The following is a 17,148-nucleotide window of genomic DNA, read 5'->3' as shown; positions in this document are numbered from 1 at the left end:
CGATATGGGCAAAAGTGATTCATTGAAAAACGGCATGAGAAGCGGACTGGACGGCTTGCTGTCATCCACCGGGAAGTCCACGCAAAAGAAAGAACCTGCACCGGTCAAAACGGAAAAAGAGCCTGCTGTACATTGCAACTTTGTCATAAACAAAAGTATTCATACCCGGATGAAGTACCTCGCCATCGAAAAGAATATGTCTCTACGGGACATCGTGAACGAGGCGATGAAAGAGTATTTGGAAAAGCACGAGAAATAACCGGTACGGCGGTTGTAGTCCCCATCCGATATACCTTTTATAGCATACCGCTATCTTATGGGCACGTCCACAAGGTAGCGTTTTTCCTGTTTATACCCTCCTGGGTGTTCTCCTGTTCTATTACCTCTTATAACCGCATGGTTGTATTACTTTTTTATTTATTCCACTTGCCGCTTGTCCGGCCTCGTTCCTGCCATCGCCGGTTGGTTTTCCAGACGCAAATTTGGACTGCCGCGCTTGATTTCACCGCTTTGAAGTGCATTTCTCGTAAAATTCTTCCTTCCTGCGAAAGAGTAATTTTCCGGAAAAAGCGTTGAAAATAGCTTGTTCGTCAGTCCCTTGAAGCATCTGTAAATCCCAAGCGGTTCAGGCAGAGAAAAGAACCGAAAAAAGGGAAAATAAAAAAATCAAATATCAACCAATTAAATTTTATGATTATGGCAACAACAGCAGTTCAAGCAGTAGAGAAGAACATCACATCGGTAGCATTGGCAGACATTCAGCCGAGTAACTACAACCCACGTAAGAACTTTGACGAGACAAGCCTTGCGGAACTTGCCGAGAGCATCCGTCAGCAGGGAGTGCTTCAGCCTATCGGTGTGCGCCCTATTGCGGACAACCGTTTCGAGATTGTATTCGGAGAACGCAGATACCGTGCTTCCCTCATGGCTGAATTGGCGGAAATTCCGGCTATCGTCATGGAAATTTCAGACGAGACAGCCGAGGAAATGGCGATTACCGAGAACCTGCAGCGTAAGGATGTGACCCCGATTGAGGAAGCCAACGCCTACCAAAAGCTCATAGACAGCGGTCGCCACGATGTACAGTCCTTGACCGTGCAGTTCGGCAAGACGGAGGCATATATCCGTACACGACTTAAATTCGTTTCCTTGATACCCGAAATCGCTTTGCTGTTGGAGCAGGACGAAATCACAATCAGCGTGGCAAGTGAAATCTGCCGTTATGGGGAAGAGATACAGCGTGAGGTGTACGACCAACATCTGAAAGAGGGGGTGCAGTACAATAGTTGGCGAGGCATGAAAGCTTCCGAGGTGGCACAAAGCATCGAACGGCAATACACCGCAGACCTCAATCGCTATTCATTCGACAAAACCCTTTGTCTTTCATGCCCTCACAATACCAATAATATGATGTTGTTCTGTGAGGGTGGTTGCGGAAATTGCGCCAACCGCGCTTGCTTGGTGGAAATGAACACATCGCACCTTACCGAAAAGGCTATGCGGCTCATGGAACAGCACCCTGCCGTTCCCCTCTGCCACGAAAGCTACAATTACAATGAAGCTGTCATCGACCGACTTACCGCTATGGGCTACGAAGTGGAAAGCCTTAAAACCTATGCAACGAAATACCCCGAAAGCCCCCAAGCACCTCAAAAAGAGGATTATGATACCACCGAGGAATACGAGGATGCAGAAAAGGATTACGGGCAGGAATTGAACGGTTACACCGAAAAATGCGAAGCAATCCGCACCCGAAGCGAAGCAGGAGAAATCTCCCTCTATCTCCGTATTGAGAGCAACGACATTACACTGTGCTATGTTGCAAATACCGCTACCACCGTAAACGGTACAGCAACCGAAATGCCGCTTTCACCTATCGAGAAGTTGGAAAAGCAGGACAAACGCAACAAGGAGATTGCCCTCGAAAAGACCGTTGAAGACACCAAAAAGCGGATTTTAGAGGTCGATATGTCAGAGCGCAAATTTGGACAGGACGAGGAGAAAATGGTGTATTTCTTCCTGCTCTCCTCACTCCGCAAAGAGCATTTCAATGAGGTGGGAATTGAAGATAAAGGTTCTTATTACTACCTTACGAGCGAGGACAAAATGCGCATCATCGAGAACCTTACCGCCAAGCAGAAAGCCGTTATCCGCAGGGATTATCTGATTGCCAATTTCAAGGACGCATTCGGTAACAACGCCACAGCCTCCCTGTTGCTTGGCTTCGCCCAAAAGCATATGCCCGAAGAACTTGCCAATATCCAAGACGGATATAATGAAGTGTACGAAAAGCGGCACCAACGCATTAAGGAAAAAAAAGCCGCTTTGCAGGAACAAGCCACGCAGGAAGCGGAACAACCCGATGAACCGCAACCCGAAGCGGAAGCACAGACCGAACCGCAAACGGAAGAAATAGCTGCCTGACAAATGTTGTTGTCATAACGAATAGGGGGGAGACTGTCCGAGAACTCCTCTTTAAACAGAGGTTTGTCGTTGTCCCTCCGCAATAGCCCCTGTTTGTAGCATGGTTTAACATTAGATATTCATGCTTCTCATTCATTTTTCTTATCTTTACCTAAGCTAAGAAACAGAGTTATGGCATATAAGAAAGGTGAAGAACGACAACAGAAAGTACTTTTCCCCGATTGCATAGACGACTATGTTGAGGAGGATGCTCCGGTTCGTTTGTTTGATGCATTCGTTGATAGTTTGGATATGGGCAAGTTAGAGTTTATACGGAACATTCCCAAAGCCACGGGAAGTCCCGGGTACGACCCTCGTGACCTGTTAAAACTGTATATTTATGGTTACTTTTACCAAGTGCGTTCATCGCGCAAGTTGGCCCGTGAGTGCAAATGCAACGTGGAGGTGATGTGGCTACTGGGCAAATTATATCCTGATTTTCGCACCATTTCCGATTTTCGCAAGGATAATAAGGATAGCATAACTAAAGTATTCAAGGAGTTCAATAAGTTCTGCATGGGGTTGAAGCTCTTCTCCAAGTCATACATATCTATTGACGGAAGCAAGTTCAAGGCTGTAAATGCCAAGGATAACAATTTTACGCTCAACAAACTTGACGACCGTATCAAACGTTTGGATGAACATATCACTTTATACATGGAAGAGCTTGACTCATGCGATCGGGAAGAAGGTCGCAAACTTTCCAGAGAAGAACTTGAGCACAAACTGAATGTCTGTAAAGAACGCAAAGCCCGTTACGAAGCATACCGCACTACATTAGAGGAGTCTAATGAAAAACAGATATCGCTTACTGACCCGGATGCAAGACTGATGAAAGCGAATGAAGGTTTCTGCGTAGGCTATAACATGCAGACGGCTGTTGACGCGGACAGCCACATGATTGCCGGCTTCCGGGTCACTAACAGTCCTACTGACCATGGCCAAATAACAAACGTAGCTACAGATGTGAAAAAAGACTATGGGATTGACATCCTTGAGACTACAGCAGACAAGGGCTATGAATGCCCCGAAGACCATACCGACGCACTTGCATCGGGCATTGTACCCAATGTCATCCGGCGTGACGGTGGCTGCACCGAGCAGGTTGAGTTTGAGTACATTGGAAACACCATAACCGATGAACAGAAAGTTAGTACCAACCCCGAGGACTTGAAGGCATGTCTTCAAGCCGGAGTAATTCCCGATGTCTACAACGGAATCTTAACTGATATGGAAATTGTTGAGGTAAAAAAGCGTACATTGCCGACATCCGATTCAGCAGTGCTGGACATGACTTCCGAACAAATGCGTGCCAAAGCTCTTGAAGGCTTCTTCGTTAGGGATGCCGAACGTAACCTTGTCTATTGTCCGCAAGGTGAGATTCTTAGACAGAAATCCATTAAACGAAACGGCAATATACGTTACTGCAACAAGTTGGCCTGCAAGAAATGCAAATGCAAGTGTACCATATCCAAGTTCAAGGAAGCGGACTTTAGTAAGGATGATCTAATAAAGGTTGCTGATACCCGAAGGAAACAAGATGCAGCAAATGACGGCAATGCGAATCTGAAACCAACAAGAATAACCGTTATGAAAAAGGTGGTACGCTATGTGCTACATCTTGACCAAAAGAAAATGGATAATCGCAAATGTTTGTCGGAACATCCGTTCGGGACAATTAAAAGAACGCTCGGATACTACTATTTTTTACTAAAAGGTTTTGCAAAAGTAGGTGCAGAGATGGGATTGCTCTGTCTATCCTATAACCTACGTCGTGCTATAAGTCTCAAAGGTGTACCCGCACTGCTTGCCGCACTCCGATAAAAGACTTGCCGAGGTGCACATCCTTACGAATATAGGTAATAACCACATTTTAAAGTGCATTTTAAGCTTCTAAAACCGATTATCATGAGAGAATTTATTCTTTCAATTGAAAAACAAATTCCACCAGATAGTCTCTACGACCTCAAATCCGCTGCAAGAATGCCATCCTACAGCGAAAATCAGAGTTCTCGGACGGTCTGGGGGGGGAATCCGCCCTCTATTCATTTTTGTATGCTCCGGACAAAGGACCCAAGTACCTCTTTTAACTTTCTGACGAACCCGTCACCACCCACCCTTCCTCCATTCATAGCTTTCGTTTCCTCTCTTTTTTACCATTTTCAACTTCCCTTTTATAGCGTTTCCCCAGCTTCATTCCCTGTCAGCCCCGGTTTGGTTTTATCAGATGCAAAGGTCGGCCGTCGCGCTTGATCCGGCGGCTTGAAATGTATTTCCTGCAAATTCTTCCTTCCCTCAGAAAGAGTAATTGGCAGGAAAAGCCTCCCGTATGAAGCTGTACCGACAACCGTTTACCGCATCTATAAAATCCCAAAGCGGTTCCGACAGAAAGGAATCGAACGGAGGGAATAAAAAACAAATCATTAAAATTCAAGATTATGGACAACATCAAGGAAAGCAAGGAGTACCAGCTCGCCAAAGACTGGGAAAGAGCAGTGAACGATTACGGCTTCAATCCCAAACGGTTTGCAGCCGCTATCCCCGAAATGCACCCCACGCTGCAGCAAAGCCTTTACAGGTTGGTAAAGGAGTGTATCGTGGTCATGGCAGACGAGACACGCAATTACGATGACCGCAACCGTGCATCGCACGAAGAAGCGAAGTGTATCATGGAATACCTCAAGGCAAACGGGAGACATATCCCATTAAGATAACAGGCGTATGAAAACGAAAGAACTACAATTTGACGGCAATATCTACATCTGCCGTATCGTGAAATCCAACGAAGGTGAAGAACTACTTATCGGCTCTACCGCTCTGCTCGATGCACTTCATCCGGGCAGTTTCGAGGACGAGAGCGAAGGTTTTGCAAGTAAGGAAGCCGAACAAATATATGACGAGGTTTTCTTTTTCGCCGATGCGAAGACCCTCAAATTACCGGACGATGAACTCATCACGGAATTAAAAGAGGATAACCCCGAATGGTTCAACTAACATAAATCAATAATCATATTAAAAATCAAAGTTATGGATAAAGAGTATGTAATGCACATCGCACAGACCATCAAAGAACAATTACTGTCATTTACCCCCATACCCGTCTTTATGTCGTGGGGAGTCAGCGAATTTGTCGCTACGGTATTCCAAGAATTACCGGCACTGCGGCTGAAAGTAAACGGACGGTTACACGCCGGATATGTCGTTATCGCTCTCAACGGCTCTGATTACTACGAGGTCTATCTACTGAAAGAAGATGATAGCAATGCAAAGTGTGTCAATGAAGAAGTCTGCTTCGACGAACTGGGCGATGTTATCGACCGGGCTATCGAAAGCGGTACAGACAAGGAGGAATACGATAAATTCTGCGACCGGCAACTTGCCGAACTTTTAAGCGGTACACGAGCTTAAATAAGCGAACTACCATATAAATAACACTGCCCCCATTTTCACGCGGGCAGTGTTATTTGTATGAGGTTGGATGCGTCCAAGCCGCAATATCCTATTATAAACTTACTTTTGAAATTCTTGTTCCACTTTTACCGTTACATACATCTGGTTACGGCTTGTGGGATTGTCCGGCTCCGTCATTTCCAATACCCCTGCACCAATCATCGGATTGATATAGACCTCCATAAGATTTTCCCTATCTTTCAATCCTAAATGTTGCAAAATATCAGATAGGGATTGCGGCTCAACACAGAACTCCAAGATTTGCTCTTTTCTCAAATCCTGCTTGCGAGGTTTTCTTGTCGGGTTTTCATCCCTAACTGCAAGGTCAGCACAACATAGTCCGGACGTGTTTCCTCGGCTACAGTAGGAAGCGGCCAACCCAAAGACTGCCAACCGCTCACAATCTTATCCACACCGCTACCGGCTTTCTCGGCACGCCCCAGACACATGAACATCTAAGTGAGTAGATTGGCAGCAAAGCGAGTGCAGGAAACCGGAACGCTAAAAATACCGAATAAGACCCACACGGCACTATAATATGTTGGCATTCTGCCCTGTATATCCCGTATTTTTCGTACCTTTGCGGCACAAAAACGTATGTATATGGAACAACAAGTTATCCCATCGGATTATACACAATATGCAGAGGCAGTAGAGATAATCAAACATGCCATCGAACGCTGCCGGTATAGAAGTGCGGCTGCGGTCAACAAAGAAACTCTCTCGTTGTATTTTGGAGTGGGGAAATTCGTGTCTGAAAATTCCCGCATCGGCTGTTGGGGTACTAAAGCATTGCCTACCATATCAAAGCTCCTTCAACGGGAGTTGCCCGGTCTGCACGGCTTTTCTGAATCGGGGTTGAAACGGATGCGCTCATTCTATGAGGAATGGAGGACGTTTTTAATTCGTCCAACAGTGTTGGGCGAATTGGAAAACCATTCGTCGGAAAAGGGTACGGCTTTAATTCATCCAACAGCGTTGGGCGAATTGGATATTGACGAGCATCTACTGCTGCAACTTATCGGGCAACCGGTCAATACCGAATTTACCTGGGACGATTTTGTCAAGATTAGCTTTTCACATCATATTGAAATCCTGACTCGTTCAAAAGACATCGCAGAACGATTGTTCTATATCCATTGTGCCGCTCAAAATGCGTGGTCGCTATCCTCTCTCAAAAATTACTTGAAAGAAGACATCTATTCAAATCGCGGATCTTTGCCGAGCAACTTCCTTCAAGTGCTGCCCGAAGCCATTTATGCCGTAAAAGCGACATTGGCGTTCAAGGATGAGTATATGCTCGAAATGGTTAATCTGGAGAATGTGGGAGAACGCGAACAGGACTGGAACGAAAAGGTCATCGAAAACCAAATCGTAACCAATATCAAGCAGTTCATTCTCCGTTTTGGAAACGACTTCACTTTTATCGACAGTCAGCATCGCCTGATAGTTGCCGGAGAGGAAATGTTTGCTGACCTTGTATTCTTCAACAGAGAACTGAATGCCAGCGTAATCGTGGAATTGAAACGGGGCAAGTTCCGCCCGAATTATCTCGGACAGCTTAGCGGTTATCTGACTGTATATGATATGACCGACAAGAAACCGCACGAGAACCCTTCAATCGGTATTGTCCTATGTCAGGATGCCAACCGCCAATTTGTCGAAATCATGGTGCGCGACTATGATAAGCCTATGGGCGTGGCGACATACCGCACAGCCCAAGAAATGCCGGAAAATTTGCGCAAGACTCTACCGGACATCGACAAATTACAAAATCTGCTGTCGGAAAACGATTCCAAATCGGAAACTGTCAGATGATTCATTTATGTCCGCAAGATTTCGGGTAGCTGAATGGAATACAAAAATCCCTGCAATAACCACGTAAATTATTGCAGGGATTTTGATTTATTTCGCCCCACGCTTGTTCAGTACATCCGCTATCATGTCTTTTACATCCTGTCCGACTTGTATGAAATTTTTATACAAGATGCGTTCCCGTTCCTCCCTCGACTTGAAAGTGTAGAACTTCGGTAGCGGTACATAGGCCGCTTCCTCCGCTTTTATCTCCCTCATATCGAAATCCGTCTTGCAGAAGAACTTTGTAGTCTTGAACTCTTCCGACTCCTGAATGTTCATCGAGCCTCCCGTACCGGTTTTCGTCTTCACGAAATCACGTGCCGTCTGTCCGCAAATCCATCCCGTCGCCATATCCGAAATTTTCGAGGCGGGTACAAGACTGTCCATGTTCTCATTGAGATTGATACTCGTTTTGTCCCGGTCGATCGTCACGCCCTTTTTGACCTGTACCACCTTGCCGAAAATGTCATTCGACAACCATTCCAGTGTCTCTTTTGCGCGAGCTGAACCGCTTACCACGTTGCCCACTGTCGTGATGATTTTTTGCATTCCCACTTTTCCGTAGTCAGCCTCCAACTGCGGCAACTCCTGAAAACCCAGCGTTACGCTTACCTTGTTGCTTCTCGCCGTACCTATCAGTCGGTCTATCTTGTGGAAATACAGTGTCGGTAGCTCATCCACGATGATGCTGACCGGAATATTTTTCCCCTGCCCGGTGTTCACACGGGTAACGAGACGGTTCAATATCAGAGCGTTCAACGCTCCGATGATACTTTCCATTTCCGGATCGTTGGCTATCAGCAGATAACTGGGTGACTTGGGGTCACTAACTTTCAGGTCGAAATCGTCCCCATCCTTGTGGAATATCCAGTAAGATTCCTTTGTAGCCAAACGGCTGGTATAGACACGCAGCGTACCTATCATACCTTCCAACTGTTCCATCGCCTTGTTTTTGAAGGCCGTTTGGAACGGGCCGAGCAACGGCGCGACCTCGTTGTCCGTCTCAAGTACCTCAAAAATAGTCTGGTAGCTCTCATTGAGAAATGAAAGGATATGCGGCATATCCGAGTATTTTCCAAGCCAATAGGCAGGTTCCACGATGCTGCCACCCTCACGGTCACGAACGACACCCGTCGGCTTCCAGAACTTCGTCTGCGGATCTTGCCGTTTCTCCGCATACAGTTTCTTTCCGTTTGCATCGTAGGGTTCCCGCTCGTAGTTCACGAAAAAGTAGATACAGGCGGCAAGAAAGTTCACGGCAGAAGTCTGAAAGAACTGGTCACTGCCTCCGCCTCCCTCTTTCTTGCCTTTCTGCAGGGATTCCAACAGGGTTTCCGCCGTTTCGCTCGCCGCCGCAAGATTATTGATGTACTTTGCCTGAATGGGGTTCACCCGTTTGCTGTACTCCACATCCACGAAGTTGATGATGTTGAACTTGCATCCTTTTGGCACTTTGCCGAGCTTCTGGTTTTTCTTGTAATGATAGTAAAGTTTAGTGGCAAGTGTCGGAAATTTGTAGTCATAGACCACCATCGCGAAGCCCTTGGCACTATGTTGGCGGATGAACGGTTCTATGATACTGAACGTCTTACCGCTACCTGGAGTTCCAACCACCCATGTTCCTCTGAAACAGTTGCTTATCGACACCCATCCCTTGCGAAATTTACCTTTGTAATAGTACCGCATCGGTATATTCACGCTATACTGGTTCTCATCCTTCTCTTCGCTCTGCTCGAAACTTTCATTCTCGAAGTTAAACCGGTCTTTACCCAGTCCCTCCTTGATGAACTTCGAGATGTTATCCAATGCGATATGCACCAATATCACACCGACCAGCGTAGCCGCCATATAGAAGATGATGTTCAGCGGCAGGGTGTAGAGCCTCGTTTCCATCGTATGATGGTACAGCCACACGGAGAACACAATCAAGAACAATCCGCAGATAAGTGGATATAACACTTGCCTGCGTGCGTCAAACTCCAAGTGTTTTTTGTTGCGTGTGCCGATACAAGTGATGCAGATGAGTAGGAAGGTCGCTATCTTACTATACACGAGGTTGCCGTCGTTATAGATCATCCATCGCTTGATGCGCCCGTGTATATCAATCAATATGCCGCCCCAGTGGTCGAGCATGGCAAGGTCTATGGCATACTCGAAGAACTCCATCAGCACGGAGATATAGATGACCGCACGGAATATTTTGTAAAATCCTTGTAGTTCCTTGCTTTCTTCCATTGTCTTTGTCCTTTCCCTCTTTTCGTTCCTACCTGTTCAGTGTGATAATCGGCCGCACCTTGTGCGCCTGTGTCTTCGGGGTCTCCTGCATCGCACCGCTTCCTGTCGAGTAAAGCCACGCTTTCGCCGTTTCCTGTCCGGTTACCTCCGTCGATGTCCAGTACCAGCAGTCGTTTTCATCCAACGGCAGCGGATGGCCGCCACACCGTTCGATGACAGGATTGACGGTTTCCCGGACGGCATACAGCAGCCGCATCTGTGCCACCGACGGGATATAGGCACTCTGTCCGTACCGCCACAGGTCAAAGACCGCTTCCGCCATAGGCGAAGCCGTCTCCCGTGTGTCGTACAGCGCAAAGGTGTTCATGTTCCCGTCCAAAGCCTCGATGTCGGCCGACGTCCCTTGTGCGACACCGAGGCTGTCGGCAAAAGCTGCCGGAGCAATGTCCCACAGGTAAACCGCATAGCCGTTCCCTTCCGTACCTTCACGGTGTTCGGTATCGAAGACAACCGCTATTGCCCGTTTTCCCGACTGTTCATACTGTACGTAGGATAAAGCCGTACCGTCCTCGCAGAGAATATGTCCCGGACGTACCGCCGTATCAGGTACGTCGATATGGGCGTCACAGGCAGCGCACAATACCGCCGTCACTGCCATTGCAAACCATTGAATCTTTCGTATCATGTTATTTTCGTTTTTTGTTTTTCCTTTATTTTATCGGCAGTTTCACCCCCAGCACGATACCTGTCCGCAGCAAATCCGCCCCTTTTATCATCATGTCACTCTTTACCTGCCAGAACAGTGTGCATCCCGACCGCAGCACATAATTGTGCTCGTAACCCACATGGATTCCGGCAAGAAACTTGTTCGTGTCGCTCCCTGCCGAAGCTCCGATACGCAAGTTGCCGTAATGGTTGCGTCCACGCACCACACAAGGTTTGTACGCCACACCGAAACCGTAAGTGCGATAGTTGCGCCAGAAGGATTCCGGACAAATATGACCGCAAGATTTACATTCCGTCCATTTCAGATAGCCGTTGGCGAAAAACTCCCACGCATGGCGGTAGTTCATTTCATGTTCGTAAGCAAGCGTTACGTCCATGCCGTTCTCATACAGCAATCCCACTCCAAGCGAGAGGCGGCCGCTGTTACGCTGCGCACTTGCATTCATGAAGACGCACATGCAGGCAAGCATCAGTATTATCGTCTTTTTCATCGTCATTCCTCCTCCAATAAAGCGGTGTTAAATGAATCGGCCGACAGCACATCCTCGTAGTCAATGTTCAGGCTGATATTGCGCCCGCTGATTTGTTGTTCCGTCATTTCGATGGTCAGCAGCTTGTCGTTCGGAAAGGTCATCTTTTTCACGACAATCACGTTCCGGTAGCCGTGCTTGAACGTCTTGCCGTGTTCCAATACCAGGGCAGGCGTCAGCTCGATGGTCTGCGCGTTGGTTGCCTTCGAAAGTTTCTTGTCCGACAGTTTCACCCGTATCTCGTCGATGTCGAAACGGATGTTCGTTTTGTTCTCGATGGAAAAGTCGATGAAGAAATAGTCGCCCACCGAGTAAATATTGTTCAGGCGCATTACCATTCGGTGCGCCTTGGTCGCCACGTTGCGGATTTTCGCGGGCGAGTTCCACACCCGTCTTGCAAAACGCACCATGTCGGCTGTGGACATCGAGACCGTAGGATTGTTGTAGGCATCCCGTTCCTGTAGCTGAATTTCCTTGTCTGCCACCGCCTCGCTTATCCGCGTGGTGTAGATGAGTGCATACTGCGTGCGATAGCGTTCCGTTACGATGGTGACGATGGCCAGCACTTCACCGTCCTCGTGTCCCGTCTCTTTGGGCTTCAACCGGATGATGTTCTCAATGGGTTGGTCGCCCGCCACCTTGTCTGTGGAAATATCCACGAAGCGGACCGGTTCCGTGGCTGTGATGACGGTCGTTACCTGTTCATTGACAGTCAGCCGTTCCATCTCTTCGTATGTACGCTGAGCCTGTGCGTTCCGTGTGGCAAAAAGTCCTGCCGCCAGAAGAAATGCAGTTACAATTATTTTCTTGTTCATATCGTTTCTGTTGATATTGTTTATTTCTTTATTTCCCTTATTTCGCTTTCTTTAATCCATGACCACGTTCCAGTTCCTCCCGAATCCGTCGTCCGACAATTTCGCAATACGTCGGTTCAATCTCGAATCCGATGTAATGCCGCCCCGTGCGGATGGCGGCAATGGCGGTCGTACCCGAACCGATGCAGTTGTCCAGCACCACATCGCCCTCGTTGGTATAGGTACGTATCAGGTACTCTATCAAGGCTACCGGCTTCTGTGTCGGATGATAGAATGCTCCTGTCTTGTGTTCCTTGGGTATGGAAATGACAGAGGTCGGGTACTTGTCTTCGGCAACACGCACCGGAGCCAGTTTCATTTCACCGTAACAGCGGTTCGTGAAACCGTCCGTCTTGCGGCGTCCATGATTCCTCCGTTCCGGTGGACACGGCGTCATTTGAGGATGATATACCGGCTGACGGTCGTAGAACACGATGATGTCCTCATGCTGGCGTAGCGGCATCCGGTTGGCATTCAGGTGACCCGTTACCCGGTCTTTCCGCCACACGAGGTTATACCGCCACATCCGGGGTTGCGAGAGCATGAGTTGCGCCGAGAAAATGCCCTGCGCAAAGAGGATAACGGGGCTTCCCGGCTTGGTGATCCTGCGGTACTGTTTCCACAACGCTTCGAGCGGTATCTGCCTGTCCCAGTGTGCCGCCTTGTTGCTACGGTTCAACACGCCGTAAGGCAAATCCGCTATCACGGCATCGACACTGCCGTTCGCCATGAGCTTCATACCCTCGATACAGTCCATATTATATATGTTGTCAATCTCTATCATGGCTTCCGTTTTTACTGTTTCTCACGTCCGTTCACCAGATAGACGAAAGTGCCGTATTTCAGCTTTACCTTATTTTTTTTGATAGCTTTGCCGATGGCATTGCTCGTTTTCTGGTAGGCATTCGTAGCGGCTTGCATTCCCCATTGCGAGAGACTGTTGCCGTAACTGCCGGTATTCATGTTCAGATTCCCCGACACCGCACCGCTTGCCACATCCTTGCTCGTTTCCCGGAACTGGCTGTTCGGTACATAAAGCCCTTCCATGCCGTCCGTGTCGTAAAGGGACAGGCTGACCTTCACCAGTTCGTCCTCGATGAGAATGCTGGTGATGTTCCCCTTCACACGCCCCGACGAGAAGCCGCTCATGGTGGCATACAGATACGACCCTCGTTTGACCACGCACTCGTTGATCTCCACGTCGTCGAGCAGACGCAACCGCACACGCGAGCCGTCCACCGCCTTGATGTCCTCGTCGATAATGGCCTTTATCAGTTTCGGTTCACGGGCATTGACCGCAAGCGTATTGAAGTAATCCGAAGCCGTCTTTACCTTGCGTACCACTTCGCTGGGCGGTTCGTTCTCTGACGGGGCTTTTACCGAACGGCTCTCTTCCTCTATTTTTCCCTTGACCTCTATGGTTGCCGTCGGGGGTTGCGCCGATGCGGTACTGTCCGTATCGGTCGCCGGTAATACCTCATTGCGTCCTCTCAACCTTGCTTCGGCAAGGGCTTTCTCCAGTTCCGCGAGAGCTTCTTGCTCGCGTGTCTTGGCATCGGCAATTTGCGCTGCCGCAGCCTTTTCCTGCTGTTGCTCATCGAGCAAGGCGATGTCGTCCACCGTGTATTGCGATTCATATTCTTCCTTGTTGTCATCGGGTTCATCTCGTTCTATGTTATCCACTGCGGAGTAATCCTGTATCTTACCCCATGATTTGGCCATGTTCTCGTACTTGCTGCCTATGCCGTCACCGCCTTTAAGCCGGGCATCCGGCAAATCGGGGTTCAAAAACTCCGTTGTCTGCAGCGTCTTGTCCGGAATCTCCGCCGTTTCGGTATGAAACAGGTCGAAGATGAAGTACGATGCAACCAGAAGCGGGATATACAGGACAGCCGGAAGCATATACTTCGGCTCCCTGAAATTGATTTTATCAAATATCTTCATCATACATCTTTTAATTGAGTTGTACATACTTGCCTTCAATGCTGCAGTTTTTCAGCACTTCTGCGTTTTCCACTCCGAATGCGATCAGGATGCTGCCGCAACCGGGAGAATCGCCGCGTGTTCCGTCCGGGCGGTAAAACCGGATGCGGTGGCGCAGGAATTTCATGCCCGTCGCTTTCTCGAAAATGACGTCCTGAAACATTTTGGAATCGCAACGGTTGAACAACAGCGCGATGCCGTTGCCGTGTTCCGCCAGCTTTCGGACAAACTGTTCGATAAGGGGACGCGAGTACGGAGGATTGAGCCATACACGCCCTTCCCATTTCAGGGACAATCCGTCCATGTTCCGGTCATACATGACTTCGGCGGTCGGCCACAACGGACGGATAGGGGCGCAAGGGTCAAGGTCGAACCTGCCTAACGCTTTCAACACCTCCTTCGGGGTGTACCATTCGTCCGACGAGCGGACTGATTTTTCAAATCGTGTATTCATAAGCACTCCTTTATTGCGGTTCATATTTCTTGTTCTCGTTCCGATTTTCCCTTATTTCACCCCCTTGCAGCCTCTTGTGTCTTTCCCGTAGCACCGAATCCTGCATTTCCGTCGCCGTGCGTGTCGGCCGGCTGTTGCGGTATGCCATTGTAATGCGATAGATGTTCCAAGTGAACCCTCCGATAGCGAAACCAAAGACGATGACCAGAAAAAGTATCCGGTGTGCGTTGGCGAATCCCTGCACCTTGGCGGCAGCCTTGTCAATGCGTGTCGCTTGGGCGAACTTTCGTCCGGCGGACACCTCCCGCTCGTAACGGTCTTTGTATTTCGGATCGTTCTTGTCCGGCATCTTTTCACCGAAGAGCATCCGCCTGAATCCCTTGATATTCATAAACTCCGTTGTTTAGTAGTTGATCTTCGTTTTCTGTTCGATGTCCTTGTTCAGCAGGGTTCGCCAGTTCACGATAAGCAATCCGTGCGGGTTGTTTTCTGTTCGGGGCACACGCTTAAGTTGCCCCGCCGTGACCAGTTCCCGCATGAGGATGTTGCTCCGCCGCTCAATGCGTTGCCGTCCGTAGTAAGTGAACTCCATCTTCTCCTTGTTGAAAGCCACGCTGTCACAATAGATGGAGAACACCGAACTCGTACCCAAAATGTTGGAGTAGAAACCCTTTTCCTTGAGCGTGTTGTATTGTGCCAACCCCGTCTCATCCACCAGATACATCGCTTTTTCCATCGTATAGCGGATGTATTTGTCATCTGGCGGTAACGTGAAAAAATAATGGTGGAACATTTCCACATGGCTTTTAGCTTCCATGTCAAGCGTTTCGTCCATTGTCGTGCGGTTCACGAGGATAGGCACGTTGCCGTCCAGCACATACACCTTCTTCTGCGCATCCGAGACCATCGTCCGGGCTGTCCAGATACTTGACAAGCTGATGATGACACATCCCACGAGAAAAGCGGTACAGATGATGCCCACCAGTCTTATTTTGTTTTCCAAATTCTTGATGACCATCGGTTATTCCCTTTTACCGTTCAACATCTGTACATATTCCGTGTGCAGCATGGGTATGACCGCATCCCGAAGTTCCGTCAAAAGATTCTCGAACTCCGCCGAGAATATCTCCACGTAATAGCCCTGCATCTCCACGTGGACAAGCACCCACCAGATTCCTCTTTTGCGCTTACCTGCGTTCCGCTGCAGCAGGGCAAGACGCAGCTTGTACGTCAGGTACGTCACCAAGGGGGCGATGTACCGGTCGTCGTACTCGAAGGCTTCGTCCAGTTCTTCATACTGCGGGTCGATGCGGTGGTTTTCCGTCACCTCGCAAACCTCTTTTCTCGCTCGTTCCTGTGCAAAGGACATGAATTTCTCATCCTTGCACCAACTTTTGATTTTCTCTTGCAATTTCATGTTGTTATGATTTTTATTGGGTTTATATTATCTTTTGCGGATTATCTCATGATGCCGCCCAACCCTCCGGTTGCCGTCATCTTCGCCTGCTGTGCCACGCCCTCGCCGAAGTTTCGGGTAGAGAATGCCGTGTCGCCCTCCGGTATCATCCATGCCGCCAAGTCCGGAACAAGGTTCAGGCACTTGAGGGCTACAATCGAAGCCGCCATCAGGTAGCCTGCCGAGAAGAACGAGTTTTGCAGGTAGGCAGCCATCGTCTGCTCGCTGGCGGTTATCGCCGTCAGGTTCTCGATTTGGATGCACAATACAATGTCAAAGAGCAGCAGCACATAGAAGCCCACGAAGTAGAGCATCGCCCCGTAGAAATGCACCGTCAGATAGCGTGTCAGCCACTTCGCCCAAGCACCTTCCCATTTCGGCAGGATGCTGAACGCCCACTGTATCGGTCCGAAAATCGTCAGCATTCCCAACAGGATTTGTTGGCAGTAAATCGTTGCCCACCAACCGATTCGGAACACCACGAGAGCAATCAACATGATGATTTTGTCTATCCCCACGATGACTCCTGCCGTCAAAGACGTGAACCACAACTTCGCCGCATCCTTTTCCATGCTCGTCACTTCGTCCACGCCGGTCTGCTCCATTGTCGCCTCTATCAGGTTGGGATCGGATGTGCCCGTGTGGGCGACATCCGCCTGCGCCTGCAGGTTCGTGTACATCGTGTCACGCACATGGATGAGCTGTTGAACTTCCTCGAACCTGTCCGATATCTGTGAAGCTTCAGCTTCGTACAGGTCATGGGTGTACGACCCGATGCAATTCGGGATGTAGGACAGAAAGTCCAGAAAACACCAGTTGTTCCGGCTCCCCGCCATACCCGTGTCCGCAGGCGGATACCACCAGCAGATGATAATCGACACGGCAAGCGGCCTAAACAGCTTCATAACGTCCAACGGCTCGTGCTTTACCATCATCTTGTAGGCGATACCTGCCGCCATGACGATGGAGAACAGTGCCGCGAGTGCCATGCACATCTGCAATATCCACCAAAAAGGACCCTGCGCACCGGTAAAAGTCGCGTCCGTCAGAAACTCGTTGGTCTGAAAGATGACATCATCTATTTCCTCCTCCAACAGGTTGATGCCGAAATCCGAAAGTATATCTCCGTTTGCCATAGCC

The 17,148-nt window shown here is 48.9% G+C and carries 20 protein-coding genes; 7 read left to right on the top strand and 13 right to left on the bottom strand.

Annotation, left to right across the window (positions count from 1 at the left end; genetic code table 11):
- Positions 1–4 precede the first annotated feature (4 nt).
- From A4V03_RS08045 to A4V03_RS08010, 6 genes are all read left to right on the top strand, one after another.
- Complete coding sequence (locus A4V03_RS08045) at positions 5–259, top strand: hypothetical protein (RefSeq protein WP_004320506.1); 255 nt, start codon at positions 5–7, stop codon at positions 257–259.
- 437 nt (positions 260–696) lie between these two features.
- Positions 697–2,424, top strand: coding sequence for a ParB/RepB/Spo0J family partition protein (locus A4V03_RS08035; RefSeq protein ID WP_004320504.1), 1,728 nt, complete (start codon positions 697–699; stop codon positions 2,422–2,424).
- A 171-nt stretch (positions 2,425–2,595) separates the two neighbouring features.
- Positions 2,596–4,287 carry a transposase gene (locus tag A4V03_RS08030; RefSeq protein ID WP_065537976.1) on the top strand — a complete coding sequence of 564 codons (1,692 nt, stop codon included), beginning with the start codon at positions 2,596–2,598 and terminating at the stop codon, positions 4,285–4,287.
- A 614-nt stretch (positions 4,288–4,901) separates the two neighbouring features.
- Positions 4,902–5,177: a hypothetical protein gene (locus tag A4V03_RS08020; protein ID WP_004320502.1), complete on the top strand. Its 276-nt coding sequence runs from the start codon at positions 4,902–4,904 to the stop codon at positions 5,175–5,177.
- Positions 5,178–5,184: 7 nt separating this feature from the next.
- Positions 5,185–5,457 (top strand): hypothetical protein, encoded by a 273-nt coding sequence (locus A4V03_RS08015; protein WP_004320500.1) that lies wholly within the window; start codon positions 5,185–5,187, stop codon positions 5,455–5,457.
- A gap of 33 nt (positions 5,458–5,490) precedes the next feature.
- A complete protein-coding gene (locus tag A4V03_RS08010) occupies positions 5,491–5,871 on the top strand; it encodes a hypothetical protein (RefSeq protein ID WP_004320499.1) in 381 nt (126 codons plus the stop codon).
- Positions 5,872–5,973: 102 nt separating this feature from the next.
- On the opposite strand, the gene A4V03_RS20715 is transcribed toward A4V03_RS08010, so the two are convergent.
- Complete coding sequence (locus A4V03_RS20715; RefSeq protein WP_008782489.1) at positions 5,974–6,189, bottom strand: Fic family protein; 216 nt, start codon at positions 6,187–6,189, stop codon at positions 5,974–5,976.
- Entirely contained in the window at positions 6,186–6,368 is a 183-nt protein-coding gene (locus tag A4V03_RS08005; protein WP_008782490.1) for a hypothetical protein, read from the bottom strand. The genes A4V03_RS20715 and A4V03_RS08005 overlap by 4 nt, the downstream gene beginning before the upstream one ends.
- A 148-nt stretch (positions 6,369–6,516) precedes the next feature.
- Between A4V03_RS08005 and A4V03_RS08000 the strand changes: the two genes are divergently transcribed.
- Complete coding sequence (locus tag A4V03_RS08000) at positions 6,517–7,731, top strand: PDDEXK nuclease domain-containing protein (protein WP_004320495.1); 1,215 nt, start codon at positions 6,517–6,519, stop codon at positions 7,729–7,731.
- A gap of 87 nt (positions 7,732–7,818) precedes the next feature.
- On the opposite strand, the gene A4V03_RS07995 is transcribed toward A4V03_RS08000, so the two are convergent.
- From A4V03_RS07995 to A4V03_RS07945, 11 genes are read right to left on the bottom strand one after another with little or no spacing between them, the layout of a single operon-like run.
- Positions 7,819–10,005 carry a type IV secretory system conjugative DNA transfer family protein gene (locus A4V03_RS07995; RefSeq protein ID WP_004320491.1) on the bottom strand — a complete coding sequence of 729 codons (2,187 nt, stop codon included), beginning with the start codon at positions 10,003–10,005 and terminating at the stop codon, positions 7,819–7,821.
- 28 nt (positions 10,006–10,033) lie between these two features.
- Positions 10,034–10,690: an Lcl C-terminal domain-containing protein gene (locus A4V03_RS07990; RefSeq protein WP_004320488.1), complete on the bottom strand. Its 657-nt coding sequence runs from the start codon at positions 10,688–10,690 to the stop codon at positions 10,034–10,036.
- A gap of 25 nt (positions 10,691–10,715) precedes the next feature.
- Positions 10,716–11,228, bottom strand: a complete 513-nt coding sequence (locus tag A4V03_RS07985) for a hypothetical protein (protein WP_004320486.1) — start codon at positions 11,226–11,228, stop codon at positions 10,716–10,718.
- Positions 11,225–12,076 (bottom strand): conjugative transposon protein TraN, encoded by an 852-nt coding sequence (gene traN / locus A4V03_RS07980; protein WP_004320485.1) that lies wholly within the window; start codon positions 12,074–12,076, stop codon positions 11,225–11,227. The genes A4V03_RS07985 and traN overlap by 4 nt, the downstream gene beginning before the upstream one ends.
- Before the next feature lie 37 nt (positions 12,077–12,113).
- Positions 12,114–12,899 carry a DNA-methyltransferase gene (locus A4V03_RS07975; RefSeq protein WP_004320483.1) on the bottom strand — a complete coding sequence of 262 codons (786 nt, stop codon included), beginning with the start codon at positions 12,897–12,899 and terminating at the stop codon, positions 12,114–12,116.
- 11 nt (positions 12,900–12,910) lie between these two features.
- Entirely contained in the window at positions 12,911–14,062 is a 1,152-nt protein-coding gene (gene traM / locus A4V03_RS07970) for a conjugative transposon protein TraM (protein ID WP_005680011.1), read from the bottom strand.
- A gap of 7 nt (positions 14,063–14,069) precedes the next feature.
- The gene (locus A4V03_RS07965; RefSeq protein WP_004320479.1) at positions 14,070–14,552 is read right to left on the bottom strand and encodes a DNA N-6-adenine-methyltransferase; all 483 of its coding nucleotides are present in this window, start codon (positions 14,550–14,552) and stop codon (positions 14,070–14,072) included.
- Between the two features lie 10 nt (positions 14,553–14,562).
- A complete protein-coding gene (locus tag A4V03_RS07960) occupies positions 14,563–14,943 on the bottom strand; it encodes a hypothetical protein (protein WP_004301338.1) in 381 nt (126 codons plus the stop codon).
- 12 nt (positions 14,944–14,955) lie between these two features.
- Positions 14,956–15,570: a conjugative transposon protein TraK gene (gene traK, locus A4V03_RS07955; RefSeq protein WP_004320476.1), complete on the bottom strand. Its 615-nt coding sequence runs from the start codon at positions 15,568–15,570 to the stop codon at positions 14,956–14,958.
- Positions 15,571–15,573: 3 nt separating this feature from the next.
- Positions 15,574–15,969, bottom strand: coding sequence for a hypothetical protein (locus A4V03_RS07950; RefSeq protein WP_004320474.1), 396 nt, complete (start codon positions 15,967–15,969; stop codon positions 15,574–15,576).
- Positions 15,970–16,010: 41 nt separating this feature from the next.
- Entirely contained in the window at positions 16,011–17,144 is a 1,134-nt protein-coding gene (locus A4V03_RS07945) for a membrane protein (protein ID WP_008645383.1), read from the bottom strand.
- Positions 17,145–17,148 lie beyond the last annotated feature (4 nt).

The sequence above is a fragment of the Bacteroides caecimuris genome, from assembly GCF_001688725.2.
Lineage (GTDB): Bacteria > Bacteroidota > Bacteroidia > Bacteroidales > Bacteroidaceae > Bacteroides > Bacteroides caecimuris.
This window is presented reverse-complemented; position numbering and strand designations above follow the sequence as displayed.

Excerpts from the sequence above, each read along its gene's own strand:
- traM (WP_005680011.1), bottom strand. The coding sequence starts at position 14,062 with ATGATGAAGATATTTGATAAAATCAATTTCAGGGAGCCGAAGTATATG.
- A4V03_RS08030 (WP_065537976.1), top strand. The coding sequence starts at position 2,596 with ATGGCATATAAGAAAGGTGAAGAACGACAACAGAAAGTACTTTTCCCC.
- A4V03_RS08035 (WP_004320504.1), top strand. The coding sequence starts at position 697 with ATGGCAACAACAGCAGTTCAAGCAGTAGAGAAGAACATCACATCGGTA.
- A4V03_RS07950 (WP_004320474.1), bottom strand. The coding sequence starts at position 15,969 with ATGAAATTGCAAGAGAAAATCAAAAGTTGGTGCAAGGATGAGAAATTC.
- traK (WP_004320476.1), bottom strand. The coding sequence starts at position 15,570 with ATGGTCATCAAGAATTTGGAAAACAAAATAAGACTGGTGGGCATCATC.
- A4V03_RS07995 (WP_004320491.1), bottom strand. The coding sequence starts at position 10,005 with ATGGAAGAAAGCAAGGAACTACAAGGATTTTACAAAATATTCCGTGCG.
- A4V03_RS07965 (WP_004320479.1), bottom strand. The coding sequence starts at position 14,552 with ATGAATACACGATTTGAAAAATCAGTCCGCTCGTCGGACGAATGGTAC.
- A4V03_RS08045 (WP_004320506.1), top strand. The coding sequence starts at position 5 with ATGGGCAAAAGTGATTCATTGAAAAACGGCATGAGAAGCGGACTGGAC.
- A4V03_RS08020 (WP_004320502.1), top strand. The coding sequence starts at position 4,902 with ATGGACAACATCAAGGAAAGCAAGGAGTACCAGCTCGCCAAAGACTGG.
- A4V03_RS07945 (WP_008645383.1), bottom strand. The coding sequence starts at position 17,144 with ATGGCAAACGGAGATATACTTTCGGATTTCGGCATCAACCTGTTGGAG.
- A4V03_RS08005 (WP_008782490.1), bottom strand. The coding sequence starts at position 6,368 with ATGTTCATGTGTCTGGGGCGTGCCGAGAAAGCCGGTAGCGGTGTGGAT.
- A4V03_RS07985 (WP_004320486.1), bottom strand. The coding sequence starts at position 11,228 with ATGACGATGAAAAAGACGATAATACTGATGCTTGCCTGCATGTGCGTC.
- A4V03_RS08000 (WP_004320495.1), top strand. The coding sequence starts at position 6,517 with ATGGAACAACAAGTTATCCCATCGGATTATACACAATATGCAGAGGCA.
- A4V03_RS07960 (WP_004301338.1), bottom strand. The coding sequence starts at position 14,943 with ATGAATATCAAGGGATTCAGGCGGATGCTCTTCGGTGAAAAGATGCCG.
- A4V03_RS07990 (WP_004320488.1), bottom strand. The coding sequence starts at position 10,690 with ATGATACGAAAGATTCAATGGTTTGCAATGGCAGTGACGGCGGTATTG.
- traN (WP_004320485.1), bottom strand. The coding sequence starts at position 12,076 with ATGAACAAGAAAATAATTGTAACTGCATTTCTTCTGGCGGCAGGACTT.
- A4V03_RS07975 (WP_004320483.1), bottom strand. The coding sequence starts at position 12,899 with ATGATAGAGATTGACAACATATATAATATGGACTGTATCGAGGGTATG.
- A4V03_RS08015 (WP_004320500.1), top strand. The coding sequence starts at position 5,185 with ATGAAAACGAAAGAACTACAATTTGACGGCAATATCTACATCTGCCGT.
- A4V03_RS08010 (WP_004320499.1), top strand. The coding sequence starts at position 5,491 with ATGGATAAAGAGTATGTAATGCACATCGCACAGACCATCAAAGAACAA.